25 protein-coding genes and 1 tRNA gene are annotated in these 25,737 nt (G+C 71.3%); 11 read left to right on the top strand and 15 right to left on the bottom strand.

Translation table 11 applies throughout. The annotated features are described in order from the left end of the window. Window positions 1-280: 280 nt before the first annotated feature. A tRNA-Leu gene (locus tag ACFY1L_RS18745) sits at window positions 281-368 on the bottom strand. 198 nt (window positions 369-566) lie between these two features. On the opposite strand from ACFY1L_RS18745, the gene ACFY1L_RS18740 reads away from it, so the two are divergent. From ACFY1L_RS18740 to ACFY1L_RS18730, 3 genes are all read left to right on the top strand, one after another. Beyond that, the gene (locus tag ACFY1L_RS18740) at window positions 567-1,892 is read left to right on the top strand and encodes a M20/M25/M40 family metallo-hydrolase (RefSeq protein ID WP_388824845.1); all 1,326 of its coding nucleotides are present in this window, start codon (window positions 567-569) and stop codon (window positions 1,890-1,892) included. A 138-nt stretch (window positions 1,893-2,030) separates the two neighbouring features. Continuing rightward, complete coding sequence (chpH, locus tag ACFY1L_RS18735; RefSeq protein WP_361259897.1) at window positions 2,031-2,264, top strand: chaplin ChpH; 234 nt, start codon at window positions 2,031-2,033, stop codon at window positions 2,262-2,264. Window positions 2,265-2,396: 132 nt separating this feature from the next. After that, the gene (locus tag ACFY1L_RS18730) at window positions 2,397-3,191 is read left to right on the top strand and encodes a chaplin (protein WP_388824842.1); all 795 of its coding nucleotides are present in this window, start codon (window positions 2,397-2,399) and stop codon (window positions 3,189-3,191) included. A 147-nt stretch (window positions 3,192-3,338) separates the two neighbouring features. Here the strand turns inward: ACFY1L_RS18730 and ACFY1L_RS18725 are convergent, their stop codons facing one another. Next, on the bottom strand, window positions 3,339-3,527 hold the full coding sequence (locus tag ACFY1L_RS18725) for a DUF5703 family protein (protein WP_007380901.1): 189 nt from the start codon (window positions 3,525-3,527) through the stop codon (window positions 3,339-3,341). A 47-nt stretch (window positions 3,528-3,574) separates the two neighbouring features. Here ACFY1L_RS18725 and ACFY1L_RS18720 point away from each other — a divergent pair, with 47 nt between their 5' ends. After that, window positions 3,575-4,282: a hypothetical protein gene (locus tag ACFY1L_RS18720; RefSeq protein WP_388824839.1), complete on the top strand. Its 708-nt coding sequence runs from the start codon at window positions 3,575-3,577 to the stop codon at window positions 4,280-4,282. 131 nt (window positions 4,283-4,413) lie between these two features. Here the strand turns inward: ACFY1L_RS18720 and ACFY1L_RS18715 are convergent, their stop codons facing one another. After that, window positions 4,414-6,603: a helix-hairpin-helix domain-containing protein gene (locus ACFY1L_RS18715; RefSeq protein ID WP_388824837.1), complete on the bottom strand. Its 2,190-nt coding sequence runs from the start codon at window positions 6,601-6,603 to the stop codon at window positions 4,414-4,416. Continuing rightward, on the bottom strand, window positions 6,600-7,586 hold the full coding sequence (locus ACFY1L_RS18710; RefSeq protein WP_388824834.1) for an aldo/keto reductase: 987 nt from the start codon (window positions 7,584-7,586) through the stop codon (window positions 6,600-6,602). The genes ACFY1L_RS18715 and ACFY1L_RS18710 overlap by 4 nt, the downstream gene beginning before the upstream one ends. 112 nt (window positions 7,587-7,698) lie before the next feature. On the opposite strand from ACFY1L_RS18710, the gene ACFY1L_RS18705 reads away from it, so the two are divergent. Together ACFY1L_RS18705 and ACFY1L_RS18700 are read left to right on the top strand one after the other, a co-directional pair. After that, entirely contained in the window at window positions 7,699-8,754 is a 1,056-nt protein-coding gene (locus tag ACFY1L_RS18705) for an LLM class F420-dependent oxidoreductase (RefSeq protein WP_388824831.1), read from the top strand. A gap of 240 nt (window positions 8,755-8,994) precedes the next feature. Next, a complete protein-coding gene (locus ACFY1L_RS18700) occupies window positions 8,995-9,783 on the top strand; it encodes a ferritin-like domain-containing protein (protein WP_388824828.1) in 789 nt (262 codons plus the stop codon). A 13-nt stretch (window positions 9,784-9,796) separates the two neighbouring features. Here the strand turns inward: ACFY1L_RS18700 and ACFY1L_RS18695 are convergent, their stop codons facing one another. After that, entirely contained in the window at window positions 9,797-10,795 is a 999-nt protein-coding gene (locus tag ACFY1L_RS18695; RefSeq protein ID WP_388824825.1) for a magnesium and cobalt transport protein CorA, read from the bottom strand. A 62-nt stretch (window positions 10,796-10,857) separates the two neighbouring features. Between ACFY1L_RS18695 and ACFY1L_RS18690 the strand changes: the two genes are divergently transcribed. The 4 genes from ACFY1L_RS18690 to mshC all read left to right on the top strand — a co-directional run bounded on the left by ACFY1L_RS18690 (window position 10,858) and on the right by mshC (window position 14,319). Beyond that, entirely contained in the window at window positions 10,858-11,544 is a 687-nt protein-coding gene (locus tag ACFY1L_RS18690) for a histidine phosphatase family protein (RefSeq protein ID WP_388824822.1), read from the top strand. 69 nt (window positions 11,545-11,613) lie between these two features. Continuing rightward, window positions 11,614-12,204 carry a DUF3090 domain-containing protein gene (locus ACFY1L_RS18685; RefSeq protein ID WP_361259882.1) on the top strand — a complete coding sequence of 197 codons (591 nt, stop codon included), beginning with the start codon at window positions 11,614-11,616 and terminating at the stop codon, window positions 12,202-12,204. After that, the gene (locus ACFY1L_RS18680; RefSeq protein WP_388824818.1) at window positions 12,168-12,995 is read left to right on the top strand and encodes an SCO1664 family protein; all 828 of its coding nucleotides are present in this window, start codon (window positions 12,168-12,170) and stop codon (window positions 12,993-12,995) included. The genes ACFY1L_RS18685 and ACFY1L_RS18680 overlap by 37 nt, the downstream gene beginning before the upstream one ends. A 94-nt stretch (window positions 12,996-13,089) precedes the next feature. Beyond that, window positions 13,090-14,319, top strand: a complete 1,230-nt coding sequence (gene mshC, locus ACFY1L_RS18675; protein ID WP_388824815.1) for a cysteine--1-D-myo-inosityl 2-amino-2-deoxy-alpha-D-glucopyranoside ligase — start codon at window positions 13,090-13,092, stop codon at window positions 14,317-14,319. A 100-nt stretch (window positions 14,320-14,419) separates the two neighbouring features. On the opposite strand, the gene ACFY1L_RS18670 is transcribed toward mshC, so the two are convergent. After that, window positions 14,420-14,683: a hypothetical protein gene (locus tag ACFY1L_RS18670; RefSeq protein ID WP_388824813.1), complete on the bottom strand. Its 264-nt coding sequence runs from the start codon at window positions 14,681-14,683 to the stop codon at window positions 14,420-14,422. Here ACFY1L_RS18670 and ACFY1L_RS18665 point away from each other — a divergent pair. Next, on the top strand, window positions 14,675-15,106 hold the full coding sequence (locus ACFY1L_RS18665; RefSeq protein WP_388824810.1) for a hypothetical protein: 432 nt from the start codon (window positions 14,675-14,677) through the stop codon (window positions 15,104-15,106). The two genes, ACFY1L_RS18670 and ACFY1L_RS18665, sit on opposite strands and share 9 nt — an antisense overlap. 43 nt (window positions 15,107-15,149) lie before the next feature. Here the strand turns inward: ACFY1L_RS18665 and ACFY1L_RS18660 are convergent, their stop codons facing one another. The 9 genes from ACFY1L_RS18660 to ACFY1L_RS18620 form a co-directional block, all read right to left on the bottom strand. Further along, entirely contained in the window at window positions 15,150-16,901 is a 1,752-nt protein-coding gene (locus ACFY1L_RS18660; protein WP_388824807.1) for a S8 family peptidase, read from the bottom strand. Between the two features lie 277 nt (window positions 16,902-17,178). Beyond that, on the bottom strand, window positions 17,179-18,081 hold the full coding sequence (locus tag ACFY1L_RS18655) for a PAC2 family protein (protein ID WP_361259872.1): 903 nt from the start codon (window positions 18,079-18,081) through the stop codon (window positions 17,179-17,181). A 198-nt stretch (window positions 18,082-18,279) separates the two neighbouring features. Further along, entirely contained in the window at window positions 18,280-18,951 is a 672-nt protein-coding gene (locus ACFY1L_RS18650; protein WP_388824803.1) for a FadR/GntR family transcriptional regulator, read from the bottom strand. Between the two features lie 80 nt (window positions 18,952-19,031). Beyond that, window positions 19,032-20,333 carry an amidohydrolase gene (locus ACFY1L_RS18645; protein WP_388824800.1) on the bottom strand — a complete coding sequence of 434 codons (1,302 nt, stop codon included), beginning with the start codon at window positions 20,331-20,333 and terminating at the stop codon, window positions 19,032-19,034. Next, window positions 20,330-21,082, bottom strand: coding sequence for a nucleoside phosphorylase (locus ACFY1L_RS18640; RefSeq protein ID WP_388824798.1), 753 nt, complete (start codon window positions 21,080-21,082; stop codon window positions 20,330-20,332). Before ACFY1L_RS18640 ends, ACFY1L_RS18645 begins: the two co-directional genes overlap by 4 nt. Continuing rightward, window positions 21,079-21,945, bottom strand: a complete 867-nt coding sequence (locus ACFY1L_RS18635) for an ABC transporter permease (RefSeq protein ID WP_388824795.1) — start codon at window positions 21,943-21,945, stop codon at window positions 21,079-21,081. The genes ACFY1L_RS18640 and ACFY1L_RS18635 overlap by 4 nt, the downstream gene beginning before the upstream one ends. Continuing rightward, entirely contained in the window at window positions 21,945-22,985 is a 1,041-nt protein-coding gene (locus ACFY1L_RS18630; protein ID WP_388824792.1) for an ABC transporter permease, read from the bottom strand. Before ACFY1L_RS18630 ends, ACFY1L_RS18635 begins: the two co-directional genes overlap by 1 nt. Window position 22,986: 1 nt before the next feature. Then, window positions 22,987-24,543 (bottom strand): ABC transporter ATP-binding protein, encoded by a 1,557-nt coding sequence (locus ACFY1L_RS18625; protein WP_388824789.1) that lies wholly within the window; start codon window positions 24,541-24,543, stop codon window positions 22,987-22,989. Beyond that, complete coding sequence (locus tag ACFY1L_RS18620; protein ID WP_388824786.1) at window positions 24,524-25,576, bottom strand: BMP family ABC transporter substrate-binding protein; 1,053 nt, start codon at window positions 25,574-25,576, stop codon at window positions 24,524-24,526. Before ACFY1L_RS18620 ends, ACFY1L_RS18625 begins: the two co-directional genes overlap by 20 nt. Between the last annotated feature and the right edge of the window lie 161 nt (window positions 25,577-25,737).

Raw genomic sequence — 25,737 nt, 5'->3', positions numbered from 1 at the left:
CGCGTCTCGATCCCGGAAGCCTCCGGGGCGCTGGCGGGCCCGCAGGTCTGCCTGGGGTTGTCCTCCTCCAGCTCCGTAACAAGCCGGAAATTTTAGTACGACGCTAGGTTCGCGCTGCCTGATCGGCCACCCGGGAGGGCCGTTCAGGGGTCGCCAAGGCTCACTCGACACCCCGTGACCTGCGGTCTTCACTCCGGGGAGAGATGCCCCACACTGTGGGTAAAGGACGGCCTCCAAGGCACGCAAAAGCCCCGGCCGCTGAGCGGCCGGGGCTTCCGGCTGGTGTCCGAGGGGGGACTTGAACCCCCACGCCCGATAAAGGGCACTAGCACCTCAAGCTAGCGCGTCTGCCATTCCGCCACCCGGACAAGGTGTCTGTCGTGCGGGGTTTCCCCGCGGCGACGAAGGAAACATTACCAGGCTTTCGCAGGGTCCCCGATCACCCCCCGTCGCGCTCCCGGTCCTGTCGTGAACGGCGTGTGACGGACCGGGTTCGCTCTTGGGGCACGGCAGGGGGAGAGGGAGGATGAAGGGAACCACCAGCAGTGACAGCGGGAGGAAGCAGCGTGAGCGAGACGGACACGGCCAGGGGCGTCACCGGCGAGGACGAGGTCGTGGACCTCTGCCGCGAGCTGATCCAGATCGACACCAGCAACTACGGCGACCACTCGGGTCCGGGTGAGCGCAAGGCGGCCGAGTGGACCGCCGAGAAGCTCGCCGAGGTGGGTCTCGAACCGCAGATCTTCGAGTCGCACCCGGGCCGGGCCTCCACGGTGGCCCGCATCGAGGGCGAGGACCCGTCGCGGCCCGCGCTGCTCATCCACGGCCACCTCGACGTCGTACCGGCCAACGCCGACGACTGGACCCACCACCCCTTCTCCGGCGAGGTCACCGACGGGTGCGTGTGGGGGCGGGGCGCGGTCGACATGAAGGACATGGACGCGATGACCCTGGCGGTCGTCCGCGACCGGCTGCGCAGCGGGCGCAGGCCCCCGCGCGACATCGTCCTGGCGTTCCTCGCCGACGAGGAGGCCGGCGGTACCTACGGCGCCCGGCACCTCGTCGACAACCACCCGGACCTCTTCGAGGGCGTCACCGAGGCGATCAGCGAGGTGGGCGGGTTCTCCTTCACGGTGAGCGAGCAGCGGCGGCTCTATCTGATCCAGACGGCCGAGAAGGGCATGCACTGGATGAAGCTGACCGTGGCCGGCACCGCCGGGCACGGATCGATGATCCACCGGGACAACGCCATCACCGAACTGTCGGAGGCCGTCGCCCGGCTCGGCCGGCACAAGTTCCCGGTGCGGGTGACCAAGACCACCCGGGCGTTCCTCGACGAGCTCGGCGACGCGCTCGGCACCCAGCTGGACCCGGAGGACATGGAGGGCACGCTCGCCCGGCTCGGCGGCATCGCCAAGCTCATCGGCGCGACCCTGAGCAACACCGCCAACCCGACGCAGCTCGGCGCCGGTTACAAGGTCAACGTCATCCCGGGCGAGGCCACCGCGCACGTCGACGGGCGGTTCCTGCCGGGGCACGAGGAGGAGTTCCTCGCCGACCTCGACCGGATCCTCGGACCCAAGGTGCAGCGCTCGGACGTGCACTCCGACAAGGCCCTGGAGACCTCCTTCGACGGGGCGCTGGTCGACGCCATGCAGTCCGCGCTGCTCGCCGAGGACCCGGCCGCGAAGGCGATCCCGTACATGCTCTCCGGCGGCACCGACGCCAAGTCCTTCGACGACCTGGGCATCCGCGGCTTCGGCTTCGCACCGCTCAAGCTGCCGCCGGAGCTGGACTTCGCCGGCATGTTCCACGGCGTCGACGAGCGGGTGCCCGTCGACGGCCTGAAGTTCGGCGTGCGCGTGCTCGACCGCTTCATCGACGCGTCGTGACCTTCGTAATCGGCAGCGCGTACGGAGCGGGCCCGAGAAGGGTGAATGCGACCATCAGCTCGTAGCTCCATTACTTCCTCCTCGTTACAGGTAATGCGATCAGCAACACGGGATCGCTTTTGCCAACAAGGAGGAATAATGATCAAGAAGGTCGTCGCCGCTGCGGCTGCCACTGGCGGTCTGGTTCTCGCGGGTGCGGGCCTCGCTGTCGCCGACGCCGGTGCTCAGGGTGCCGCGGTGCACTCCCCGGGTATCGCGTCCGGCAACGTCGTTCAGGCGCCCGTTCACGTCCCGGTGAACGTCTGCGGCAACACGATCTCGGTGATCGGGCTGCTGAACCCCGCCTTCGGCAACACCTGCGTCAACAAGTGACGTCGACCCACTGAGGGTCGTTCTCGCCCGTCGGCTCCGGAGTGCGCTCCACGCATTCCGGGGCCGACCGGCCTTTGCGCGGGATTCTGCGCGCAATTCCAGGTCAGGATTGAAGGCAGGGAGAATTCAGCAATGCGACACGTCACCCGCAAGGGCCTGATGACCGTGGCGGCCGCGACCGGCGTGCTCGCCGCCGCGAGCGGCTACGCCCACGCCGACTCGGGCGCGAGCGGCTCCACCTCGGACTCGCCCGGCGTACTGTCCGGCAACACGGTGCAGGCCCCGGTGCATGTGCCGGTGAACGTCTGCGGCAACACGGTCAACGTCGTCGGGATCCTCAACCCGGCGACCGGCAACGACTGCTCCAACCACGGCGGCGGCAGCGGTTCCTCCGGCAGCGGCTCGTCCGGCAGCGGGTCCCAGGCCGACGGGCACGCCAGTGACTCGCCCGGCATCGGCTCGGGCAACCACGTCCAGGTGCCGGTCGACGTGCCGGTCAACGTGTGCGGCAACAACGTCAGCGTGGTCGGGGTCGGCAACGCCGCCAAGGGCAACGACTGCACGAACGGCGGCGGTTCGGGCGGCGGGCACACCACGCCTCCGGGAGGCGGTCACGAGACGACGCCGCCCGGGAACCCGGGCCACCCCGGCAACCCCGGCCACCCCAGCAACCCGGAGCACCCGGGCAACCCGACGGAGCCTGCTCACCCCGGCACCCCGAGCACGCCGCCTACCGCGGGCGGCCGGACGCCGGGCGGCTCCTCACAGGTCAACCACCCGGGTGCCCAGTCGGTCAGCCAGCCCCAGGGCACCGCGCAGCTCGCCCACACCGGCAGCGACCTCCCGGTGGGCGTCGTGCTCCCGGTCGGCGCCGGGGCGCTGCTGGCGGGCGCGCTCCTGTACCGCAAGGCGCGGGCGGCGGCATAACCGGCACATGTCGGCCCATGTCCATCCAAAGCACCGGTGACTTCCCCGACGGTGCGTAGAAAACGGAGCGGGCCCCGCAGACGCGGGGCCCGCTCCGTTCGAGTCGATTCCGTCCTCGGTTCGGTCCGTTTCCGTCCTGGCCTCAGCTCACCACGTGGCGCGCACCTGGCGGATGATCCGTCGGCGCAACCGCACCCTGCGGCTGCCGTCCCGCATCAGACTGAGGCGGTCCAACTCCCAGTGTCCGTACTCGGCATGGTCCGTCAGTAGTCGTGTGGCGTCCTTGCGGGAGACCCCGCGAGGTACGTAGACGTCGACAAATTCGTATTCCGGCATCGCATCTATTGTGCGGGCTGGGGCCCGGTACGGATAGCGTCTGCACTATGTCTGATGCTGCGCAGCCCACCGCTGCCGAGGTACGAGCCGCCGCCGAGGCGGTCAAGACCGCGCTCGACCGCCACCTGGCCGCGGTCGAACGCAGGTCCGGGGAGGACGACCCGGCCGTCTACGAGGCGTTCAACCAGCTGGCGGCGGCCGCCGAGGCGTACGACGAGCTGCTCTACGACCGCTACGACGAGGTCACACCCTTCGAGATCCCCGGTGCGGAGGACGGTCTGCCGCCGTACACGGGTCCCGAGGAACCGAACGCGCTGAGTGTGCTGATCCGCCGTGACTACGCCGTGGTGGAGCCGCAGCGGCTGCTGGCGCAGGCGGAGCGGGTCGAGGCGGCGGACGACGAGGGGACGGGCGCGCAGGCCTCCGGCACGATCCACGGGGCGCTGGGCCTGCTGTTCGGCGAGTTCGAACCGGACGAGATCGCCTCGCGGCACAAGGAGTTCGGGCTGGAGGAGGGCGACTCCACGCTCTGGGTCACGGCCACGGAGGAGCCGTCCGAGCCGGGCGAGTGGCTGGAGGCGCCGTTCGAGCAGATCGATCCGCAGGGTGTGGTCTGCCGCTTCGACGTCAGCGCGGTCTTCGACGACGAGATCGACGACGACGGTATCGGCGGTGCGGACGAGGATCTCGAGGATGACCTCGATGCGGATCTGGACGGTGACGAGGATTTGGAGCCGTTGGACGCGGACCGCTAGCGCCGGGCTGGAGCGGCTGTCACGGCGGCGGGGGGGGGGGGGGGGGGGGGGGGGGGGGGGGGCCCGGGGGGCGGCCCCCCCCCCCCCGCCGCCGCACATCGGCACAGCCCCGCGCCCCTGAAAGGGCGCGGTCAGGTGGTCGTTGGCAGTTGGGTTGCCAGGAGGACCGGGAGGCGGGTCGTGCGGGGTTTTGCCGGGACCTCGGCCACGGCTCGGGGGAGGGCCTGTTCTGCGCCGTGGACCACGGAGAGGTGGGAGACGGCGCGGCTGAATGCGGTGTAGACCCAGGGGCGGCTGAGGGCCTGTGCGGCGTCGCCGGGCAGTACCGCGACCACTGCGCGCCAGGTGTTGCCGACGGCCTGGTGTGCGGTCAGGGCCCAGCCGTGCCGTACGGACTGCTCCACCCGGTCCTTCGGTACGACCACGGGGTAGCCGGAACACGTCAGGTGCAGTCCCTCGGTGTCCGCCTTCACCACCTTGCCCGGCAGTGTGCGGCCCGGGGCGGGCGAGTACGCGATCCGGTCGCCGGGGTCGAAGCCGCCGAAGCGGCCGGGGCCGGGGTTGAGCCGCTCCTTCAGCGCCGCGTTGAGCGCGCGTGTGCCGGCCGCGCCGCCGTGGCCCGGGGTGATCGCCACGGTCTCGTCGGCCGGGACGCCGATCGCCCGCGGCACCGAGTCCGTGAACAGCTGCACTGTCCGGTGCACGGCCTCGCCCGCGTCCCGCACCGGCACGATCACGACCTCGTTCTGCGGGGCCGCCACCTGGTTCAGCTCGCCGACGCCGATGCCGGAGACCAGCTCGCCCAGGGGCCCGGGGTCGGGCCGGCGCGAGGCGATCCGGGGGCAGACGCGCGCCGCCAGCAGATCCGCGAACACCCGCCCCGGTCCCGCGGACCACAGCACCTCGGGGTCCCCGGCCAGCACCAGTCGGGCACCGTCCGGGAGGGACTCGACGAGCAGGGCCGCCGTCTCGACATCCAGCTGGGGAGCGTCCACCACGACGAGAAGATCGACGTCCAGCGCGCCCTCCGCGTCCCGGCCGGGCCCCTCGGCGCCGGACAGCAGGGCGGCCACGGTGGTGACGGCGGGCCCGTCGGCGGGCGGGGAGTCCGGCAGGTGGAGCATGGCGAGCCGGGCGGCGAAGTGGCCCTGGCCGTGCGGGGTGTGGGCGGCGGCACAGACGCGCAGCCCCTGCCGGTGCGCCTCCTGCACCAGCGCCGCCGGCTCGTCCAGGGACGCCTGCCCGCCGGTGTGCAGCACCAGGCCGTGGTCCGCCACCGCGCGGGCCAGGTCACCGGCGAAGTCGCCCGCAGCGGTGACCGTGCCTTCCCAGGCCGCTGCCGAACCGCCTTCCTTGGGCACGGAGTTGATCAGCCGGGCCAGGCCGTCGGCGAGGCTCTCCTCGGCGAGCGCGTACTGCTCCAGGCCGACGAGGATCCGGACCGGCCGCTCCTGGCCCTCCTCACCCTCCTCGGTCGTCTCCGGCACCGGCGCGCGCGGGTCCAGGGCGTCCTGGAAGACCAGGGCCTCGCCCTCCGCGACGGCACTCTGCACCGCCTCGTCGGCATTCGGCACGCCCCGCTGGGCCAGCGCGGCGGTGAGTGCCGGCATCTCCAGCGCGGTGTGCCCGGCGAGCGCCGCCTGCTCCAGCAGCCATCCGGTCAGCGCCCGTCCCCGGCGCTCGTCGTCCGGCCCGGCCTCCGCGCCGAGCAGCGCCCGCGCGAAACCGTCGGCGTGCTCGATCCGTACGCCGCCGACCCGCAACAGCAGCCAGGGGTCGGCGCGGAGCTGTTCGTCCGCGTCCTCGCCGAGCGCGGCGGCGACCTGTGCGGCGAGCGCTTCCGGTGCGCCGCCCTCGGTCAGCACGCGCCGCACCGCGTCGACGGCGTCCGCCGCCGGGGCCGCGGGCGCGACGGCCGCCGGCGTCGGCTGCGGACGCCGTACCGGCTCGGGGGCGGGACGGCGCGGAGCGGGCTCGGGGTCGGCGAAGACGGTGGCCACGGGCTTCTCGCCGCTCTCCACGGCGCGGACGGCGGCCAGCAGGTCGGCGGCCTTGCCGCTCAGCTTGGTGCCCGCCTCGACGGGTCCCTTCTTCTCGGCCTTCCGCCGCTCGATCCGCTCCCGCTCCAACCGCTGAGCCGCCAACTCGGCCTCGGCCTCGGACAATTGGGGTGCGGATTCCCCTTCGCCGCCGGCCCCGGTCTCCGCAGTCGGGTCCGCGCTCGCGTCCTCGCCGCCCGCCGCCGCTGCGGTGCCGTCCGCCGACTCCCCGGCGGTGCCCTCCGGCTCGGTCTCCTCCGTGGTCTCGGGGTCCGTGCTCACAGCGTGCTCCAGTCGTGATCGGGGTAGCGGTGCACGGGCGCCGACACATCGTCGAGCGCCCGGCAGATCTCGTCAGGAAGACTAAGGGCCTCCACTGACAATGCCGCCGTGAGCTGCTGTGCGTTGCGCGGACCGATGACGGGCGCGGCCACGCCGGGCCGGTCGCGGATCCAGGCGAGGGCGACCTGAAGCGGCGTCACCGCAAGGCCGTCGGCCGCCGTCTGGATCGCGTCCACGATGCGGCTCGCCGTGTCGTCGAGGTACGGCGCGACGAACGGCGCCAGGTGCTCCGAGGCGCCCCGCGAGTCGGGGGGCATGGCGTCGCCGCGGTACTTGCCCGTCAGGACCCCACGGCCCAGCGGCGAGGACGGCAGCAGGCCGATGCCCAGGTCCAGCGCGGCCGGCAGCACCTCGCGCTCCACGCCGCGCTGCAGCAGCGAGTACTCCATCTGTGTGCTCGCCAGCCGCGTCCGCCCGCCCGGCACCCCGAGCTGCCACGTCGCCGCCTTCGCGAGCTGCCAGCCGCAGAAGTTGGAGACGCCCGCATACCGCGCACGCCCGCTGCTGACCGCCAGGTCGAGGGCCTGGAGGGTCTCCTCCAGCGGGGTGTAGGGGTCGAAGGCGTGGATGTGCCACACGTCGACGTAGTCCGTGCCGAGCCGGGTGAGCGAGGCGTCCAGCGCGGAGAGCAGATGCCCGCGCGAGCCGTCGACGCGGCGGTCCGGGTCCGGGACGCTGCCCGCCTTGGTCGAGATCACCAGGTCCCGGCGCGGGACCAGGCCTTCTATCAGGCGTCCGAGCAGATACTCGGCCTCCCCGTCGCCGTACACGTCGGCCGTGTCGACCAGGGTCCCGCCCGCTTCCCAGAACGTCTTCAGGAGGTCCGCGGCGTCGTGCTCGTCGGTGTCCCTGCCCCAGGTGAGCGTGCCGAGTCCGATGCGGGACACGCGAAGGCCGGTCCGGCCGAGATACCTCTGCTCCATGAACGCCGAGATTACTGGCCCGAACCTACGGTGTGGGGGCCTGTGGACAACCAGTTTCCACGCGCTAGGGTCTCCCGAACAGGGACGTTACTGATCGGTAAGGGGATCGGCCATGCAGCTCGGGATCAACCTCGGCTACTGGGGTGCCGGAATGGACGCGGACAACCTCGAGGTCGCCAAGGAGGCCGACCGCCTCGGGTACGCCGTGTGCTGGGCCGCCGAGGCCTACGGTTCGGACGCGGCCACCGTGCTCTCCTGGGTCGCCGCCCACACCGAGCGCATCGACGTCGGCTCGGCCATCTTCCAGATCCCGGCGCGTCAGCCCGCGATGACCGCGATGACCGCGGCCACCCTGGACTCGCTCTCCGGCGGCCGCTTCCGCCTCGGCCTCGGCGTCTCCGGCCCGCAGGTCTCCGAGGGCTGGTACGGCGTCAAGTTCGACAAGCCGCTGGCACGCACGCGTGAGTACGTCGAGATCGTACGGAAGGCGATGACCCGCGAGCGGCTGTCCTACGACGGCGAGCACTGGACGCTGCCGCTGCCCGGCGGCCCGGGCAAGCCGATCAAGCTGACCGTGCACCCGGAGCGCGAGCACATTCCGCTGTACATCGCCGCGATCGGCCCCAAGAACCTCGAGCAGACCGGCGAGATCGCCGACGGCGCCCTGCTGATCTTCCCCTCCGCCGAGCACCTGGAGGAGACCACGATCAAGTACCTGCGCGCGGGGCGGGAGAAGGCCGGAAAGACGATGGACGGCTTCGACGTCCACCCGACGCTCCCGCTCGCCGTCGGCGAGGACAAGGACGTCCCCGCGCTCGCCGACGCCTTCCGCCCCTACACCGCGCTGTACGTCGGCGGGATGGGCAGTGCCAAACAGAACTTCTACAACCAGCTCGCCCAGCGCATGGGCTTCGAGCAGGCGGCCGCCGAGGTCCAGGAGAAGTACCTGTCCGGCGACAAGCAGGGCGCCGCGGCCGCCGTCCCGCACGACCTGATCGACCAGACGACACTGCTCGGTTCCGTGGACCGCATCGCGGACCGGATGAAGGAGTACGCGGCGGCCGGTGTGACCACCCTGAGCCTCAACCCGGCGGGCTTCACGCTGGAGGAGCGCGTCGCCTCCCTCCGTGCCGGCACCGAGGCCCTGGAGCGCGCCGGACTGGCGTAGGTCCACAGGAGAGAAGCGAAGAGGGGATTTTCTACGGCCGTGGTGGGGGCTCGGGGGTCTTCCCCGCCACGGCCGTCACGCAGAACAACGCGCCGACGCCCGCGCGGTTACGCACCCGGCCCTACCCCGTGGGTCCTCCTTTTGGCGGAGTTGTCGGACACAGCTGTTGCAGCACCTCTCATGCCGCATTTGACTCGTTCTTTGCGGAATCCGGCGGAATCCTGCGGAGAGGTGAACACGATGCTTTCGGCCAAGAGTCTGTTCCAGGAGATCCTCGACGACGACGAGTCGTTCGCGCTGTTCTGCTCCATCGCGGCCAGCGGGGAGTCGCAGGGCGGCTGGGAGAACGCCCGGATCGCCGCGCTCGTACCGCAGAGCGAACGCGAACTGGCCCCCAAGATCACCCGGCACGGCGCCGACGAGGACAAGCACGGGCGGATCTTCAACGCCCTGCTGAAGAAACGCGGCCTGAAATCCGTCCCCGTACCGCCCGAGACCGACTACACGATGCTCCTGGAGAAGCACGGCATAGGCCTCGCCCACGAGAAGCTCAAGAGCGACGAGCCGCTCACCGTCCAGGACATCGTCACCTACCTCGCCCACAGCCGGGTCACCGAGCAGCGCGCCTCCGAGCAGATGGACCTGCTGCGCAAGCACTTCGCCGACCACCCCGACATCGGCCGCGCGGTCAAGATGATCTCCGGCGATGAGGACAACCATCTCGCCTACTGCCACGAGGAGTTGCTGCGCTTCGCGCACGCCGGGCACGGCCGCGCCATCCAGCACACCCTGCGGGAGTGCGCGCTCGCCGAGATCCGCATCTACCGCGACGTCAGCCTCGCCGTCATGGACCACATGGGCCGCATCCTCGGCTGGCCGAGGGCCAAGTCGGCGGTTCTCGCGGCCGGCATCCACGCCGTGTACGCGTACGAGCGGTTCGCGGGCTGGCGGCGGATGGTGAGCCTGAGGATGCCCGCGCGCCGCGACGCACTCGGCGGACCGGCGAACGCCGCACCCGAGTTCGCCTGAGCCGGAGCAGGTTCTACAGCCAGCCCCGGCGCTTGAAGAGGCGGTGCAGCAGGACTTCGAGGGCGACCATGGCCAGGATCAGCGCCGGATAGGACCACGTCCAGTGCAGCTCCGGCATGTGGTCGAAGTTCATGCCGTAGATCCCCGCGAGCATCGTGGGGACCGCGGCCATGGCCGCCCACGCGGAGATCTTCCGCATGTCGTCGTTCTGCCGGACGCTCATCTGCGCGAGATGCGCCGACAGGACGTCGGAGACCAGCCGGTCCAGACCGTCGACGGACTCGTTCACGCGCGTGAGGTGGTCGCTGACGTCGCGGAAGAAGGGCTGTGCCTTCTCGTGGACGAACGGCACGCGCACCCCGAAGACACTGCCGCCCGCGAGCCGGTCCAGCGGCTGTGCCAGCGGGCCCGTGGCCCGGCGGAACTCCAGGACCTGCCGCTTGAAGGCGTAGATGCGGGACGCCGTGTGCCGCGAGCCGCCGCTGGTCGGCGAGAACACCTCCGCCTCCAGCTCGTCCAGGTCGGTGCCCAGCTCGCCCGCCACCTCCACGTAGTGGTCGACCACGGCGTCGGCGATCGAGTACAGCACCGCGGTGGGACCGTGCCGGAGCATCTCGGGCTCCTCCTCCAGCCGGTGCCGCACGGCCGCGAGGGGCGCCTCCTCGCCGTGCCGCACGGTCACCACGAACGAGTCGCCGATGAAGACCATGACCTCGCCGGAGGTGACGATGTCGCTCTTCGCCTCGTACCCCACCGGCTTGAGGACCATGAACAGCGAGTCGTCGTACACCTCGAGTTTGGGCCGCTGATGCGCGTTCAGGGCGTCCTCGACGGCCAGCGGGTGCAGCCCGAACTCCTCCGTGACCCGGTCGAACTCCTTCTCCGTCGGCTCGTACAGACCGATCCAGACGAAGGCGTCACCCCCGCGACGGCACTGTGCCAGGGCGTGGGAGAAGTCCGCGGGCCCCTCCGTCCGGCGCCCGTCACGGTAGATGGCGCAGTCGACGATCACGGAGCGTATTCTCCCGCCGTCCGCCCGTGGACGCACCCCGGCGTGCGCCTACCCTTGGCCGCATGCCCACGCTGATCCTGGTCCGGCACGGACGTTCCACCGCCAACACCGAGGGAGTGCTCGCCGGGTGGACGCCCGGTGTCGCCCTCGACGAGCGCGGGGCCGCACAGGCCGCCGCACTGCCCGGGCGGCTCGCCGCGCTGCCGATCTCCGAGGTGGTCAGCAGCCCGCTGCAGCGCTGCCAGGAGACCGTCCGCCCACTGCTGGACGCCCGGCCGGAACTCACCGCCCACGACGACGAGCGGATCGGCGAGTGCCACTACGGCGACTGGTCCGGCCGCAAGCTCGCCGAGCTCAAGGACGAGCCGCTGATGGAGGTCGTGCAGGCGCATCCGTCGGCCGCCGCGTTCCCCGGCGGCGAGTCGATGCGGGCGATGCAGACCCGCGCCGCCGAGGCCGTACGCGAGTGGAACGCGCGCGTGGAGCGCGACCACGGCGCCGACGCCGTCTATCTGATGTGCTCGCACGGCGACGTCATCAAGTCCCTTGTCGCGGACGCACTCGGACTTCATCTCGACCTCTTCCAGAGGATTTCCGTTGAACCGTGTTCCATCACCGCGATCCGTTACACCCGTCTCAGGCCGTTCCTCGTCCGCCTCGGTGACACCGGTGACTTCGCCTCCCTGGCGCCCCGCGAGGAACCCCCGGCAGGCGACGCGACGGTCGGGGGCGGTGCGGGCGCACCGTGATCGTCGGGCGCAGTAGGGTGAAGCGGTCGCAGTAGCGCCGTACCCATCCACGACTCCAGGAGACAGGACGTGTCCCGTCAGGTGTTCCTCTACGACCCTCCGGACCGCTTCGTGGCCGGCACGGTCGGACTGCCCGGACGCCGTACGTTCTTCCTCCAGGCCATCGCAGGCTCCCGGGTGACCAGCGTGGCCCTGGAGAAGACGCAGGTCGCCGCCCTTGCCGAACGCATGGACGAGCTGCTCGACGAGGTCGTACGGCGCAGTGGCGGCAATGCCGCCGTCCCCGCCGTGGCCCCCACCGAGATCTCCGACACCGAACCCCTGGACACCCCCATCGAGGAGGAGTTCAGGGTGGGCACCATGGCCCTCGCCTGGGACGGCGAGGAGCAGCGCATGATCGTCGAGGCGCAGGCCCTCGTGGAGCTCGACGCCGACTCCGAGGAGGACCTCGCCGAGGCGGAGGAGCGCCTGTTGCAGGACGAGGAGAACGGGCCCCCGATGCTGCGGGTCCGGCTGACCGGCACGCAGGCGAGAGCCTTCGCCAAGCGCGCCCTCGACGTCGTCAACGCCGGGCGGCCGCCGTGCCCGCTGTGCAGCCTCCCGCTGGACCCGGAAGGACACGTATGTCCGCGCCAGAACGGATACCGCCGCGGAGCGTGACGGCCGTCGAACTGCTCGCCGACGGCGAGCTCACCGTGCGCGGCCGGATCCGCGACGCATCCAATGCCGCGCTGTACTGCACCGTCTCGCACGAGGGCCGGGAGGCGGCCTGCATCTACAAGCCCGTCGCCGGTGAGCGGCCCCTGTGGGACTTCCCCGACGGCAATCTCGCCCGGCGCGAGGTGGCCGCGTACGAGGTCTCCGAGGCGACCGGCTGGGGGCTCGTCCCGCCCACCGTGCTGCGCGAGGGACCGTACGGCGAGGGGATGGTCCAGCTGTGGATCGAGGTGTCCGCCGAGGACGACGCACCCGAGCTGCTCGCCCTGGTGGACGGTGAGGAGCCCGAGCCCGGCTGGAAGGCGATCGGCTTCGCCGAGGTCGGCGACGGGCAGACGGCGCTGCTGGTGCACGCCGACGACGAGCGGCTGCGCCGGCTCGCCGTCCTCGACGCCGTGATCAACAACGCGGACCGCAAGGGCGGCCACCTGCTGCCCACCGCCGGGGGACGGCTGTACGGCATCGACCACGGGGTGACCTTCAACACGGAGAACAAGCTCAGGACGCTGCTGTGGGGGTGGGCGGGGGAGCCGCTGGAGCCGGAGGCGGTCGACGTCCTCAAGGCCCTCCAGGAAGGTCTGGCGGCGCAGGGAGCGCTGGCCGCACGGCTGTCCGGCCTGATCACCGCCGCCGAACTCGACGCCACGCGCGCGCGTGTCGCCGTACTGCTGGAAACGGGGAAGCACCCGGAGCCGAGCGGGGAGTGGCCGGCCATTCCGTGGCCGCCCGTGTAGGAGCACACTGGCCGGTACCGCGCAAGACCGCCTTACCGGCCATCCGGCCCGGTCCGGTTCGTATACGGAACTTCCGTCCGGTTAGGCTCATGACATGCATGCCTGGCCCGCTTCCGAGGTCCCCGCCCTGCCTGGTCAGGGCCGCGACCTGAGGATCCACGACACCGCGACCGGTGGCTTGGTCTCCCTTGACCCCGGTCCCGTCGCCCGTCTCTACGTCTGCGGCATCACGCCGTACGACGCGACCCACATGGGGCACGCGGCGACCTACAACGCGTTCGACCTCGTTCAGCGCGTGTGGCTCGACACCAAGCGGCAGGTTCACTACGTCCAGAACGTGACCGACGTCGACGACCCGCTGCTCGAGCGGGCACACCGTGACGGCGTCGACTGGGTCGCCCTCGCCGAGAAGGAGACCGCCCTCTTCCGCGAGGACATGACGGCCCTGCGGATGCTGCCCCCGCAGCACTACATAGGCGCGGTCGAGGCGATACCCGGCATCGTGCCGCTCGTCGAGCGGCTGCGGGACGCCGGTGCCGCCTACGAGCTCGAGGGCGACATCTACTTCTCCGTCGAGTCCGACCCCAACTTCGGCAAGGTGTCGGGCCTGGACGCGGCCGCCATGCGGCTGCTGTCCGCCGAGCGCGGCGGCGACCCGGACCGCCCGGGCAAGAAGAACCCGCTCGACCCGATGCTGTGGATGGCCGCCCGCAAGGGCGAGCCCAGCTGGGACGGCGGCTCACTGGGGCGCGGTCGCCCCGGCTGGCACATCGAGTGCGTGGCCATCGCCCTGGACCACCTCGGGATGACCTTCGACGTGCAGGGCGGCGGCTCCGACCTCGCCTTCCCGCACCACGAGATGGGTGCCTCGCACGCCCAGGTGCTGACCGGCGAGTTCCCCATGGCCAAGGCGTACGTGCACGCCGGCATGGTGGCCCTGGACGGCGAGAAGATGTCCAAGTCCAAGGGCAACCTGGTGTTCGTGTCCAAGCTGCGGCGCGACGGGGTGGACCCGGCCGCGATCCGGCTGGCGCTGCTCGCCCACCACTACCGGTCCGACTGGGAGTGGACCGACCAGGTCCTCGAGGACGCCGTGGCCCGGCTCGGCCGCTGGCGCGCCGCCGTCTCCCGGCCCGACGGACCGCCCGCCGAGGCCCTGGTCGAGGAGATCCGCGAGGCCCTCGCGAACGACCTGGACGCCCCGGCCGCGCTCGCCGCGGTCGACCGCTGGGCCGGACTCCAGGAGGAACAGGGCGGTACGGACATCGGGGCCCCCGGTGTCGTATCGCGTGCCGTGGACGCCCTGTTGGGCGTGGCCCTGTAGCCACGGCAGGCACGGAGAAGGGGCGCTTCCTCCCCGCGGGTGGAAGCGCCCCTCGTGTTCACCGGGTGAGTGTCACCCGGCCCGGGTCACCCGGTCCTGGTCAGAACTTGCGGATTTGGATGCTGCGCAGGATCTGCGGAGAACCGGAGTCCCAGATACCGATCACCTGGTGGCCGAAGGCGAAGGCCTCCTGGACCTGGTCGTGGGTCTGGGCGTTCGGGTTGGCGAAGATCCTCAGCTGGCCGTTGATGCGCAGCGCGATCAGGCTGGGCTGGCCCGGCAGCGGCTGGACGACGTCGATGTAGCCGTCCGCGATGCCGGCCTGCAGCACCTGGGCCTGGACCTGCTGCTGGACGTGCTGCACCGCGACCTGTGCGATCTGGTGGAGCTGCTGCTGCACCTGCTGCTCGACCTGCTGTTGCTGTTGCTGCTGCTGGCCGTAGCCCTGCTGCTGGCCGTAGCCCTGTTGCTGCCCGAGCTGCCCGAGCTGCCCGAGCTGCCCGAGCTGCCCGAGCTGCTGGAGCAGCTGCTGGAAGGGCTGCTGCTGGCCGAGCTGCTGGAGCTCCTCCAGCGAGCCCATACCCATGCCCATACCCATGGGCTGCTGCTGGCCGAACGGCTGCTGCTGCTGCCCGAACGGCTGCTGCTGGCCGTAGCCCTGCTGCTGCCCGAACGGCTGCTGCTGGTACTGCTGGTGGGGCGATGTGCTCGGGAACTGCTGGCCTTGCTGTTGTCCCAGTTGGCTCATCTGCGGGGTGGTGCTCATGCGGGTGTCACCTTCCCTTGATGGACTTGCCTTGATGGGTCGGTTGTTGCTGTGTTGCGATGCGTCAGCCCGTGACGACCAGGCCGACGATCTCGTCGTCCGAGAACCACACCCGGACGTCGGGCCGGCCCCCCGCGAAGGCGGAGTGCACCGCCTGGCGGATCTCCGGGGACGGGCGGTTGAGGTTGCGCCAGGCGCCGGCCACGAACAGCCGTAGCCTCGGCGGGAGTTCACGGGGGTACGGCAGCAGCTCGTCCCAGTACCGTTCGGCCTGGCCCGAGCCGACCGCCTGCGGCAGCAGATGGGTGACCGCCGCCTTGATGTCGGGCCGGTTGCCGATCCGCTGGGAGGCGGGCCGGCCCGGTGCGTCCTGCTGCGGGGAGCCCGTGGCCCGCAGCACCTCGCGGGCGCGCTCCGGGGACATCGGTTGCTGGGCCGCCGACTTGAGCATGCCCTGCAGCGCGGCCAGGGCGCCGACCACCACCGGGGAGGCGGAGGAGGTCCCGGAGAACGTGTCCGTGTACCAGGCGATCTCCTCGGGCCCGCCCTGCAGATCGCCGGGCCGGTCCCAGAAGCCGCCGGTGGTCGTGACCTCGCGCCCCCAGCCCTGCGCGTCCACGCGGGCACCGTAGTTGGAGAACGCCAGCCTCGACCGGTCCGGGCCGTGATCGCGGCCGTGCGTGCCGGGCGGCGGTGCGCCCGCGCCGACCACGACGGCGCCGGAGGACTGGTTGGAGGGATTGAACGGGTTGCGCCACCACTCCGGGAACTCGTCGGGGCGGCGCTCGTATACCGCGTCGTCGAGCGACTCGGAGCCGTTGCCGGCCGCCTCGACCACGAGGACCCCCTTGGCTGTGGCGTACCGGATGGCCGCGAAGTCGTCCGGCCACCACTCGATCGCGATGTAGCCGCGCTGGTCGTCGCGCTCCGCGTACTCGAACCGCGGTCCGGGACGGTGGAGTTCGATCAGTACGACGTCGCCGGGTCCGAGCCGGTCGGCCGCCGCGTGGATCGCGGCCGCCGTACCGATGCCCTGGAAGGACGCGGCCGCGGTCACGGCCTCCGGCACGATGCCGTTCACGCCGTACTCGTTGCGGTCGCCGCCGATCACACCGATCACGGCGGTGCCGTGGTTGCGCCAGGCGAGATCGGTCAGCGGGGTGCCGACCACGACGCCGGCCAGCTTGGCGGCCAGGTCCTCATGGCCCAACTGCCAGGCGCCTTCGACGTCGATGACCGTCACCCCCTGACCCGACCCACCGGGGCGCTGCCAGGCCCAGTGGGCGTCTATCCCCTCGGGCGCGGGGCGCAGATAGCCCTGACGGCTGCTGAAGTCGGGCGTGACGGGCGCGCCTTCCTTCAGCCGCCGGCTGTCGACTGCGCCGTCGTCGTTCCGCCCGACCTGCCCCAGGGAGGCGGGCACGGCGCCGGGTTTCACGTACGCCGTCTCGATCCCCGGCAGCGCGGCGATCCGCGAGCGCAGCTCCTGGGCGCGGCTCTCGCCGCCGCGCACCCGGTAGAACAGCGCGAGGTCGGGCACGTTCCCGTCGCCCGGGGCCGCGGTCTGCTGCTGCAGCCGCTCCTCGCTGCCGAACAGGGGCTCCAGCGCGAGCTGTTCGTCGCTGAGGAACATGTTCAGCGAGGAGACGTCGGCCCCCGCCGCCGACCGGACGCCCTCGGCCTGGGCGCGCAGCCGGGCCTCGGGACGGGCGACGACGATCAGTTCCTGCTCGGCTCCTCGATAGGTGAATCCCGCGCCGTCGGGCCCCGGCCCGGACGTTCCCGGCCCTTGCGCCGGCTGTACCTGGTCGCTCATCGGGTACCGCTCCCTTCGGTCCGTGCGGGTGGCCATCGGTGCACAACCAAGCACGCCGTCGGCGAGGCGTCCAGACCGTCTTCACCAACTCGGTTTGAAAACAAGTTGAATTGGGTACCGTGTGCAATCCGTCCTGAAGTAGATGTCACGTCGCAATCCGGCCAAATGCTGCAGAGGCGACTGACAACTGATGGGATACGGGGGCCTGTTGACGCCGACTCGTACACAAAAGAAGGGCGGTGCGCCTCATGCGCACCGCCCTCGGTGATTCAACGGTTCATTCCTCCGACGACTCTTCGTCGTCGATTCCGGGCCTCGGTGGCTTCGGAGGTTTCGTACGTCCGTCCCGGCGCCGCAGATACCGCTCGAACTCGCGGGCGATCGCCTCGCCCGACGCCTCCGGCAGTTCCGCGGTGTCCCGGGCCTCCTCCAGCGTCTGCACATACTCGGCGACCTCGCTGTCCTCCGCGGCCAGCTGGTCCACGCCCACCTGCCACGCCCGCGCGTCCTCGGGCAGCTCGCCCAGCGGGATGCGCACGTCGATCAGGTCCTCGAGGCGGTTGAGCAGGGCCAGCGTCGCCTTGGGGTTCGGCGGCTGCGACACGTAGTGCGGCACGGCAGCCCACAGCGACACGGCCGGTACGCCCGCGTGTGTGCACGCCTCCTGGAGGACGCCGACGATGCCCGTGGGGCCCTCGTACTTGGTCTCCTCCAGGTCCATGCGCTGCGCCAGGTCCGCGTCGGACGTGGTGCCGCTGATCGGAACCGGGCGGGTGTGCGGGGTGTCGCCGAGCAGGGCGCCGAGGATGACGACCAGCTCCACGCCCAGCTCGTGGGCGAAGCCGAGCAGTTCGTTGCAGAACGAGCGCCACCGCATCGACGGTTCGATGCCTCGGACCAGCACGAGGTCGCGCGGCTTCTCGCCGCCGACCCGCACCACCGACAACCTTGTCGTCGGCCACGTGATCTTGCGCACGCCGCCGTCCATCCACACCGTGGGGCGGTTCACCTGGAAGTCGTAGTAGTCCTCGGCGTCCAGCGCCGCGAACACCTCGCCCTTCCACTCCCTGTCCAGATGCGCGACCGCGGTGGAGGCGGCGTCACCGGCATCGTTCCAGCCCTCGAACGCGGCCACCATGACCGGGTCGATCAGCTCGGGAACCCCCTCGAGCTCGATCACCCAGGCCTCCTTCCGACGTGCCCTCGCTTGACCACCCAACCTTACGGCGTGCGGCGGGGGCGCCCGCAGCCCCCTTGCACGGGGGAGTGAACGGATCACTGCCCCGTTCGCCACCCTGAAACACCCGGGCCTCTCACCCCGGGGACCGTCCCGACCTCGGGGCGCGGGCCGCGTCGACATGCGGCTCCGCCGCGAAACTCACAGAGTGGATCGCAGCCACTGCTCCACGCTCGCGATGTGCACCGTCGCCCAGGACCGCGCCGCCTCCGCGTCCCGGTCGCGCAGGGCGGCCAGGATCGCCCGGTGCTCGTGCAGGGTGCGGCTGACCGCGTCCTCCTGGGTCAGGCCGCGCCAGATGCGGGCCCTGGTGGTCGGCCCCGACAGGCCGTCCAGCAGCGAGCAGAGCACCGAGTTGCCGGAGCTCTGCACGATGCCCCGGTGGAAGTCGAGGTCGCAGGCGACCAGCTCCTCCACCGAGGGCGCGTCCCCGAGCTTGTCCAACTGGGCCGACAGCGCGCCCAGTTGCTGCTCACTGATCCTGGAGGCCGCCATCGCCGTGGCGGCCGGCTCCAGGATGCGGCGCACGGCTAGGAACTCCAGGACCGTGTCGTCGCGGTGGAAGTCGACGACGAAGCTCAGCGCCTCCAGCAGCAGCTGCGGATCCAGGCTGGTCACATACGTGCCGTCGCCCTGCCGCACGTCCAGGATCCGGATCAGCGACAGCGCGCGCACCGCCTCCCGCAGGGAGTTGCGGGACAGCCCCAGCTCGGAGGCGAGCTCGCTCTCCTTGGGCAGCCGGTCGCCGGGGCGCAGCGCGCCGGAGACGATCATTCCCTTGATCTTCTCGATCGCCTCGTCGGTGACTGCCATGACCGGCCTCCCTGTCGTTCAGACATCCGATGTCTCAGGCCATTATGGGGGTTCAGTGGGCTGAACGGGACTGCGAACGCTCAGCTCAGGGCGAGGATCTCCAGGTCGGCGACCACGGCTGCCTCGTCGAGGGTCCTCAGCACCCGGTCCCGCATCAGCACCCGCCCGTCGACGACGGTGTCCCGCACGTCCGCCGAGTGCGCGGCGTACGCGAGCGTCGACCACGGGTCGTGCAGCGGCCGAAGATGTGCGCCGCCGAGGTCGAGCACGATCAGGTCGGCCCGCTTGCCCGCCTCCAGCGAGCCCAGCTGTTCCCCGAGCCCCAGCGCCCGCGCACCCTCGATCGTCGCCATGCGTACGGCCTGTGCGGCTCCGACAGCCGTGGGGTCGCCGCCCGCCTTGTGCACCAGCGCGGCCTGCCGTACGGCGCCCAGCACGTCCAGCGTGTTGGAACTGACGGCCCCGTCGGTGCCGAGCCCGACCGTCACGCCGGCGCTCAGCAGCCGCGGCACCGGCGCGATCCCGCAGCCCAGCTTCAGGTTGGACACCGGGCAGTGCGCGACCGAGGTGCCGGTACGGGCCAGCGCCGCGATCTCGGGCCCGGTGAGATCCACGGCGTGCGCGAGCAGTACGTCGGGGCCGAGCACGCCGAGGGAGTCGAGCAGTTCGACGGGCCGCTTGCCGTACTTGGCCTCGACGGTGGCGACCTCGGTCGCGTTCTCGGCGGCATGGATGTGCAGCAGGGCCCCGAACTCCCGTGCCAAGGCCGAGATTTCGGTGAGCTGGTCGGGGGAGAGGGTGTAGGTGGAGTGGGCGAACACCACGGGACGGTGGCCGGGACGAGCCGCGCCGCGCGCCTCCAGGTCCCGTCGCGCCCACTGCATCCGGTCCTCGTAGGCGATGCCGTCGGGCGGTTCCGGTACGTCCATGAAGGTGGGGCCGGAGTGCAGCCGCCAGCCGGACTCGCGGGCCGCCTGCTCGGCCGCCTCGTGGAACCAGTACATGTCGAGTGCCGAGGTCACCCCTGCCCGTACGCTCTCGGCGATCGCCAGCCGCACCGCCGCCGCCACGTTCTTCGGCGCCAGCAGCTCGGCCTCTGCCGGCAGCACCCGCTCCAGGAAGCCCTGGAGGGTGACGTCGTCGGCCCGGCCGCGCAGCAGGGTCATGGCGAGATGCGTGTGCGTGTTGACGAGGCCGGGCAGGACGAGACAGCCCGCGGCGTCAATGGCCTCGGCGGCTGTGAACCGCGCTTTCAGCTCCTCGGCCGGTCCGACGGCGACGATCTCGCCCTCGTGGACGGCAACCGCCCCGTCCCGCACGACGGTTCCGGACTCGTCGACGGTCAGCACATCACCGCCGTGCACCAACAGGTCGATGCTCACGCCTGACACTCCTCGGCCAGCAGTCGCAGTGCCTCCAGCGACACCACCGCACCGCGCTCGACGCCCGCCGCGACGACGTCCCGATGCGGGTTGTACCCGCCGGTGCCCTCCTCGTCGACGAGCTCGTCCGCATTCGCGCCATCGACGACGAGCACACCGCCCGCGACGAGCCCACGCAGCGAGGCCGTCACCAGCAGCGCGGACAGCTCCATCTCGATGGCGGCGAGCCCGGCACCGTCGTACGAGAAAAGCGGAATCAGACCCGGCTGGAAGGCCGCCCGCGTCCACACGATGCCGCGGTGGTGCGGGACTTGGGTCTCGCGGGCCGCCCGCTGCAGTGCGAAGACGGCCTCGGGGGAGGAGACCGCCGGGTACTCGGGCGGCAGCAGCTGGTGCGTGACGCCGTCGTCGCGTACGGCCGCCTCCGCGATGACCAGGTCGCCGTCGCCGATGCCCGGCTTCATCGCGCCCGCCGTACCGAACCGCAGGAAGGTGCGGACCCCCGCGTCCGCCAGCTCCTGGAACAGCAGGATCGCCCCCGGCGCGCCCACCCCGTGCGAGGCGACGGCGACCGGCAGTCCCTTCCAACTCCCGCTGAACACACGGTATTCGCGGTGGTACGACACCTCTTCGGCACCGTCGAGCAGTGCGGCGACCGCGGCCGCGCGCGCCGGGTCGCCGACGACGACCGCGTGCGCCGGAAGTCCCGTGCGCGGTATCCGGGTGATGGGCAGCAGGTCCTGCGTCATGAGGCGGCTCCGGTGGAAGGGCGGGTACGGCGACGGCGGGCCGTCGTGAGGAAGAGGGCGCCGAGCGTGACGACGTAGGGCGCGGCGTCGGTCGCCTGCTGCGGCAGGCCGAGGCCCTGGAGGCGGAAACCGGCGGCCTCGGCGAGGCCGAAGAGCAGCGCGGCGAGCAGCACACCGACGGGCGCGGCACGCCCGAGCATGACCGCCACCACGGCGATCCAGCCGCGGCCGGCGGTCATGTTCTCGGAGAACAACGTGACGTTGCCGAGGGCGAGTTGGGCACCGGCCAGACCGCACAGCACGCCCGAGACCAGCACGGCCGCGTACTTGTACTTCGCCGGGCTCACCCCGAGCGTCGCCGCCGCGTCCGGTGCCTCGCCGACCCCGCGCAGCCTGAGCCCCCACACGTGCCGCGAGAGCAGCACCGCGGCCACCGCGACCGCCAGCCAGGCGAGATACGCGAGCGGAGTGAAGCCGCCGACCAGTGGCAGCCCGGCAAGTGACGGATCGTCGAAAGTGCCCTGCACACCGAAGACCGTACGGAGGAGGAAGCTGGTAAGGCCAACTGCCAGGAGATTCATGGCGATTCCCAGCACCACCGCGTCCCCGCGCAGGGTCACGGCGCCGACGGCCAGGATCAGCGAGTAGGCGGCGGACGCGAGGGCTGCGGCCAGCACCCCGAGCCAGGGGCTGCCGGTGAACCAGCTCGTGGCCACGGACGTGAAGCAGCCCAGCAGCATCATGCCTTCGAGGCCGATGTTGAACACGCCCGCCCGCTCGCAGACGGCCCCGCCCAGCGCGGCCAGCAGGATCGGGGTCAGCGCGCGCAGCGCCGACATCAGGAGATCGGAGTCGAAGAACATCACACCGCCTCCTTGCGACGGTCGAACCACCGGCTGGGGAAGCGCAGTCGGGCCGCCAGGAACACGATCACCACGGCCTGCAGCACCTGGGTCAGCTCGCGCGGCACTTCGGTCGTCCGCTCCATCGCGAGCCCGCCGACCTGGAGGACGGCGAAGAAGAACGACGCGATCACCGTGCCGAGCGGCGCGGCGAACGCGAGCAGTGCGGCCGTGAGTCCCGTCCAGGTGTAGCCGGGTGCGGTCAGCGAGCCGTCGACGAAGCGGTACGGGAAGCTCAACACCCCGACGGCGCCCACGAGTCCGGCCAGCGCGCCGGACACGGACATCAACTTCAGGGTCAGCCCCCGGCGTTCGACGCCCGCGTACGCCGAGAAGCGGGCGTTGAGGCCGGTCATGCGGATCTCGTATCCGAAGGCGGTGCGCTTGTCGGTGAACCAGTAGGCGGCGGCCGCGAGCACGACCAGGACGAGGCCCACCGTCACCGTCGAGTCGCCGAAGGCGGGCAGTGCCACCCCGTCGGGCAGCGCACGGGTCTGCGGGAGGCTGGAGCCGGGGTCCTTGAGCGGATAGCGCGCCAGGTAGGAGGCGAGCGACACCGCCGGGTAGCTGAGGAGAAGGCTGCTGACCAGGAGCGGGACGCCGAGGTGGTTCTCGCAGAGGGCGGCGAGGACAGCGTACGCGGCACCGGCCGCCATGCCCGCGAGCAGCGCCAGTACGACGGTGAGCGGCGCGGGGAGCGGCGAGTACAGACCGGTCACGGCCGCCGTGATGCCGCCGAGCACCATCTGTCCGTCGCCGCCGAGGTTGATCGGCCCGGCCCGCAGCGGGATCGCCAGCGCGAGCGCCATGCCGAGGACGCTGGTGCCGGTGGACAGGGTGGAGCCGATGCCGTCGGCGCCGAGCGAGCCGGTGAGGACCGCCTCGTAGGCCGAGACGGGGTCCGCACCGGTGCCGACGAGGAAGAGCCCGCCGATGAGGACGCCGGCGAGGACGGAGAAGGTGATGGGGGAGCGGAGGGCTCCGAGTATGCGGTGGTTCATGTCAGTCGACGGCCTCCACGGCGTCAGTGGAATGTGACATACCACTGGTCTGTTCGGGCGCGCCCGCCATGGCCAGCCCCAGCGTCCGTTCGTCCGCCTCGTCCTTCGCGTACGACGCCGTCACCCGGCCCTCGTACATCACCAGCACCCGGTCGGCCAGCCCGCGGATCTCGCTCAGCTCGGCCGAGACGAGCAGGACCGCGTGACCGGCGTCGCGGTAGGAGATCAGCTCGTCGTGGATGTTCTGGATGGCGCCGATGTCGACACCGCGGGTGGGCTGCTCGACGAGCAACAGCGGTGCGTCATGGGCGAGTTCGCGGCCGATCAGCAGCTTCTGCAGATTGCCGCCGGAGAGCGCGGAGGCGGGCACGTCGGGCGTGGACGCCTTGATGCCGAAGCGCTCGACGAGCTTGCGCGCGTGGGCGCGGACGGCCGCGGGCGGGAGCAGACCTCGGGAGGACAGGCTCGTACGGTGGTGGCCCATCGCGAGGTTGTCGGCGACGGAGGCCGCAGGGGCCGTACCGACCGCGTGCCGGTCCTCGGGCACGTACGCCAGCCCCAGCGCCCGGCGTTCGGTGGCCGAGGCGTGGGTGATGTCCTGGCTCTTCAGCGACACCCGCCCGGCCGTGACCGGCCGCAGCCCGGCGAGTGCCTCGATCAGCTCGCTCTGCCCGTTGCCCGCGACGCCCGCGATACCGACGATCTCCCCTGCTCGTACGGCCAGTTCGACCTCGTGCACGGCGTCGGTGCTCAGACCGGAGACATCGAGGACGACGTCGCCCGGCGTGCCCGGCGTATGGATGCGGTCCAACTCGACCGCGCGGCCGGTCATCGCGGCCGCGATCTCATCGGCGGACGTCTGTGCGGTGACCAGCCGAGCCACGACCCGGCCGTCGCGCAGCACCGTCACGTTGTCGCTGCCCTCCAGCACCTCGCGCAGCTTGTGCGTGACGAGGATGACCGAACGTCCCTGCGCTGCAAGGGACTTGAGCACTACGAACAGGGCGTCCGCCTCGGCGGGCGTGAGCACGGCGGTCGGCTCGTCGAGGATGAGCGTACGGGCGCCGCGGTGCAGCAGCTTCAGGATCTCCACGCGCTGCCGCAGCCCCACCGGCAGCTCGCCGACCCGGGCGTCCGGATCGACCGCCAGCCCGTGCTCCGCGGCGAGTTCGCGCACCCGGCGGCGGGCCGCGGCCCGGTCCACCAGGCCGAAGCGGCGCGGCTCGGCGGCGTACACCACGTTCTCGGCGACCGTCAGCGAGTCGAACAGCTTGAAGCTCTGGTGGACCATGCCGAGCCCGGCGGCCATGGCGTCGCTCGGGCTGGCGAAGCTCACCTCACGCCCGTCGATGCGGATCGAGCCCGCGTCGGCGCGCTCCATGCCGTACAGGACCGACATGAGCGTGGACTTGCCGGCGCCGTTCTCGCCCATCAGCGCGTGGATCTCGCCGCGGCGGACGGTCAGGTCGACGGAGTCGTTGGCGAGCGTGCCGGGGAACCGCTTGGTGATTCCCCGGAGCTCGACCGCGACGTCCGTATCAGCTTGCGGCGGGGTCATCGACCTTCAGCTTCCCGGCGACGATCTGGTCGCGCAGCGCCTCGACCTTCTTCAGTACGTCCTTGTGGTCGGCGATCACGCACTTCGACGAGTCGACGCCGGACTCCAGACCGGTCAGGCTGATGCCGCCCTCCTTCAGGCCGTACGAGACGGTCGTGCCCGCCTTGCCACCCAGGACCGCGTCGATGCCCTTCTGCACGGCGACGTCCGTGCGCTTGATCACGTTGTCGACGACCGTGCCGGGCGACGAGGGGCACTGGTTGACGTCGACGCCGTACGCGAACGCGCTCTTGGCCTTCGCGGCCTCGAAGACGCCGTAGTTGCCGGCCGCGGCCGCCGCCATGATCTGGTCGTAGCCCTTGGAGAGCAGCGAGTTCGCCTGTTCCTTGGCGCGCGCCGAGTCGTCGAACGGGGACTGGCCGCCGACGAAGCGGGTGGAGGTCTGGGTCTTGGCGGCGACCTTCTTGGCGCCGGCCGCGAACGGGTCGCTGTAGCGCCGGAACTGGGGCGTGTCGAGCACGTCGACCGCGCCGACCTTGCCGGACTTGCTGAGCAGACCTGCCTCGGCGCCCGCGAGGTACACGCCCTCGTGCTCGCGGAAGACCGCGCAGCTGACGTTCCGATACGTCTTCGTCGTGCACGCGTCGATCATCAGGAACTGCTGCTTGGGGTGCGCCTTGGCCTGCTGCGCCACGAGGTCGGCGAACTCGAAGCCGACCAGCACGATGACGTCGGGCTTCGCCTCCACGGCGGCCTGCACGTTCTGCTGCTGCGAGGCGGTGTCCGTCGACTCGTACACCTTCTGCGACCCGTCGTGCTGCTTCGCCGCGGCCTTGACGCCGGTGACGGCGAGCTTCAGGAACTCGTTCTGCCCGACGGCGTCCGGCGTGACCAGGGTGAAGGACTTGCCGCTGCCACCGCTCGCACTGGTGGAGGCGTCGTTCTTCGCGGCGGCGTTGCAGGCCGTGGCCGCGGTGACCAGGAGCGCGGTGGCGGCGGCGACTTGCAGGGTACGGCGGGATCTGCGGTGCATCGGGGGAACCTTCCGGGGGCTGCGGCAAGGAGCGCTCGACGGTGAGCGTGCGAGGGTGAGGGCGGGCGACGGGGCCAGGGCTGAGGTGGGGGCGGCTCAGCGGCTCAGGGTGCGACTCAGAGTCGACAGCCGTCGCCGGCGCACCGGCCGAAGTCCAGGAA

Source organism: Streptomyces sp. NPDC001663, assembly GCF_042893105.1.
In the GTDB taxonomy this organism is placed as follows: Bacteria; Actinomycetota; Actinomycetes; order Streptomycetales; family Streptomycetaceae; genus Streptomyces.
Note: the sequence above shows the minus strand (reverse complement) of the source record. Positions and strands in the feature narration are given on the sequence as shown.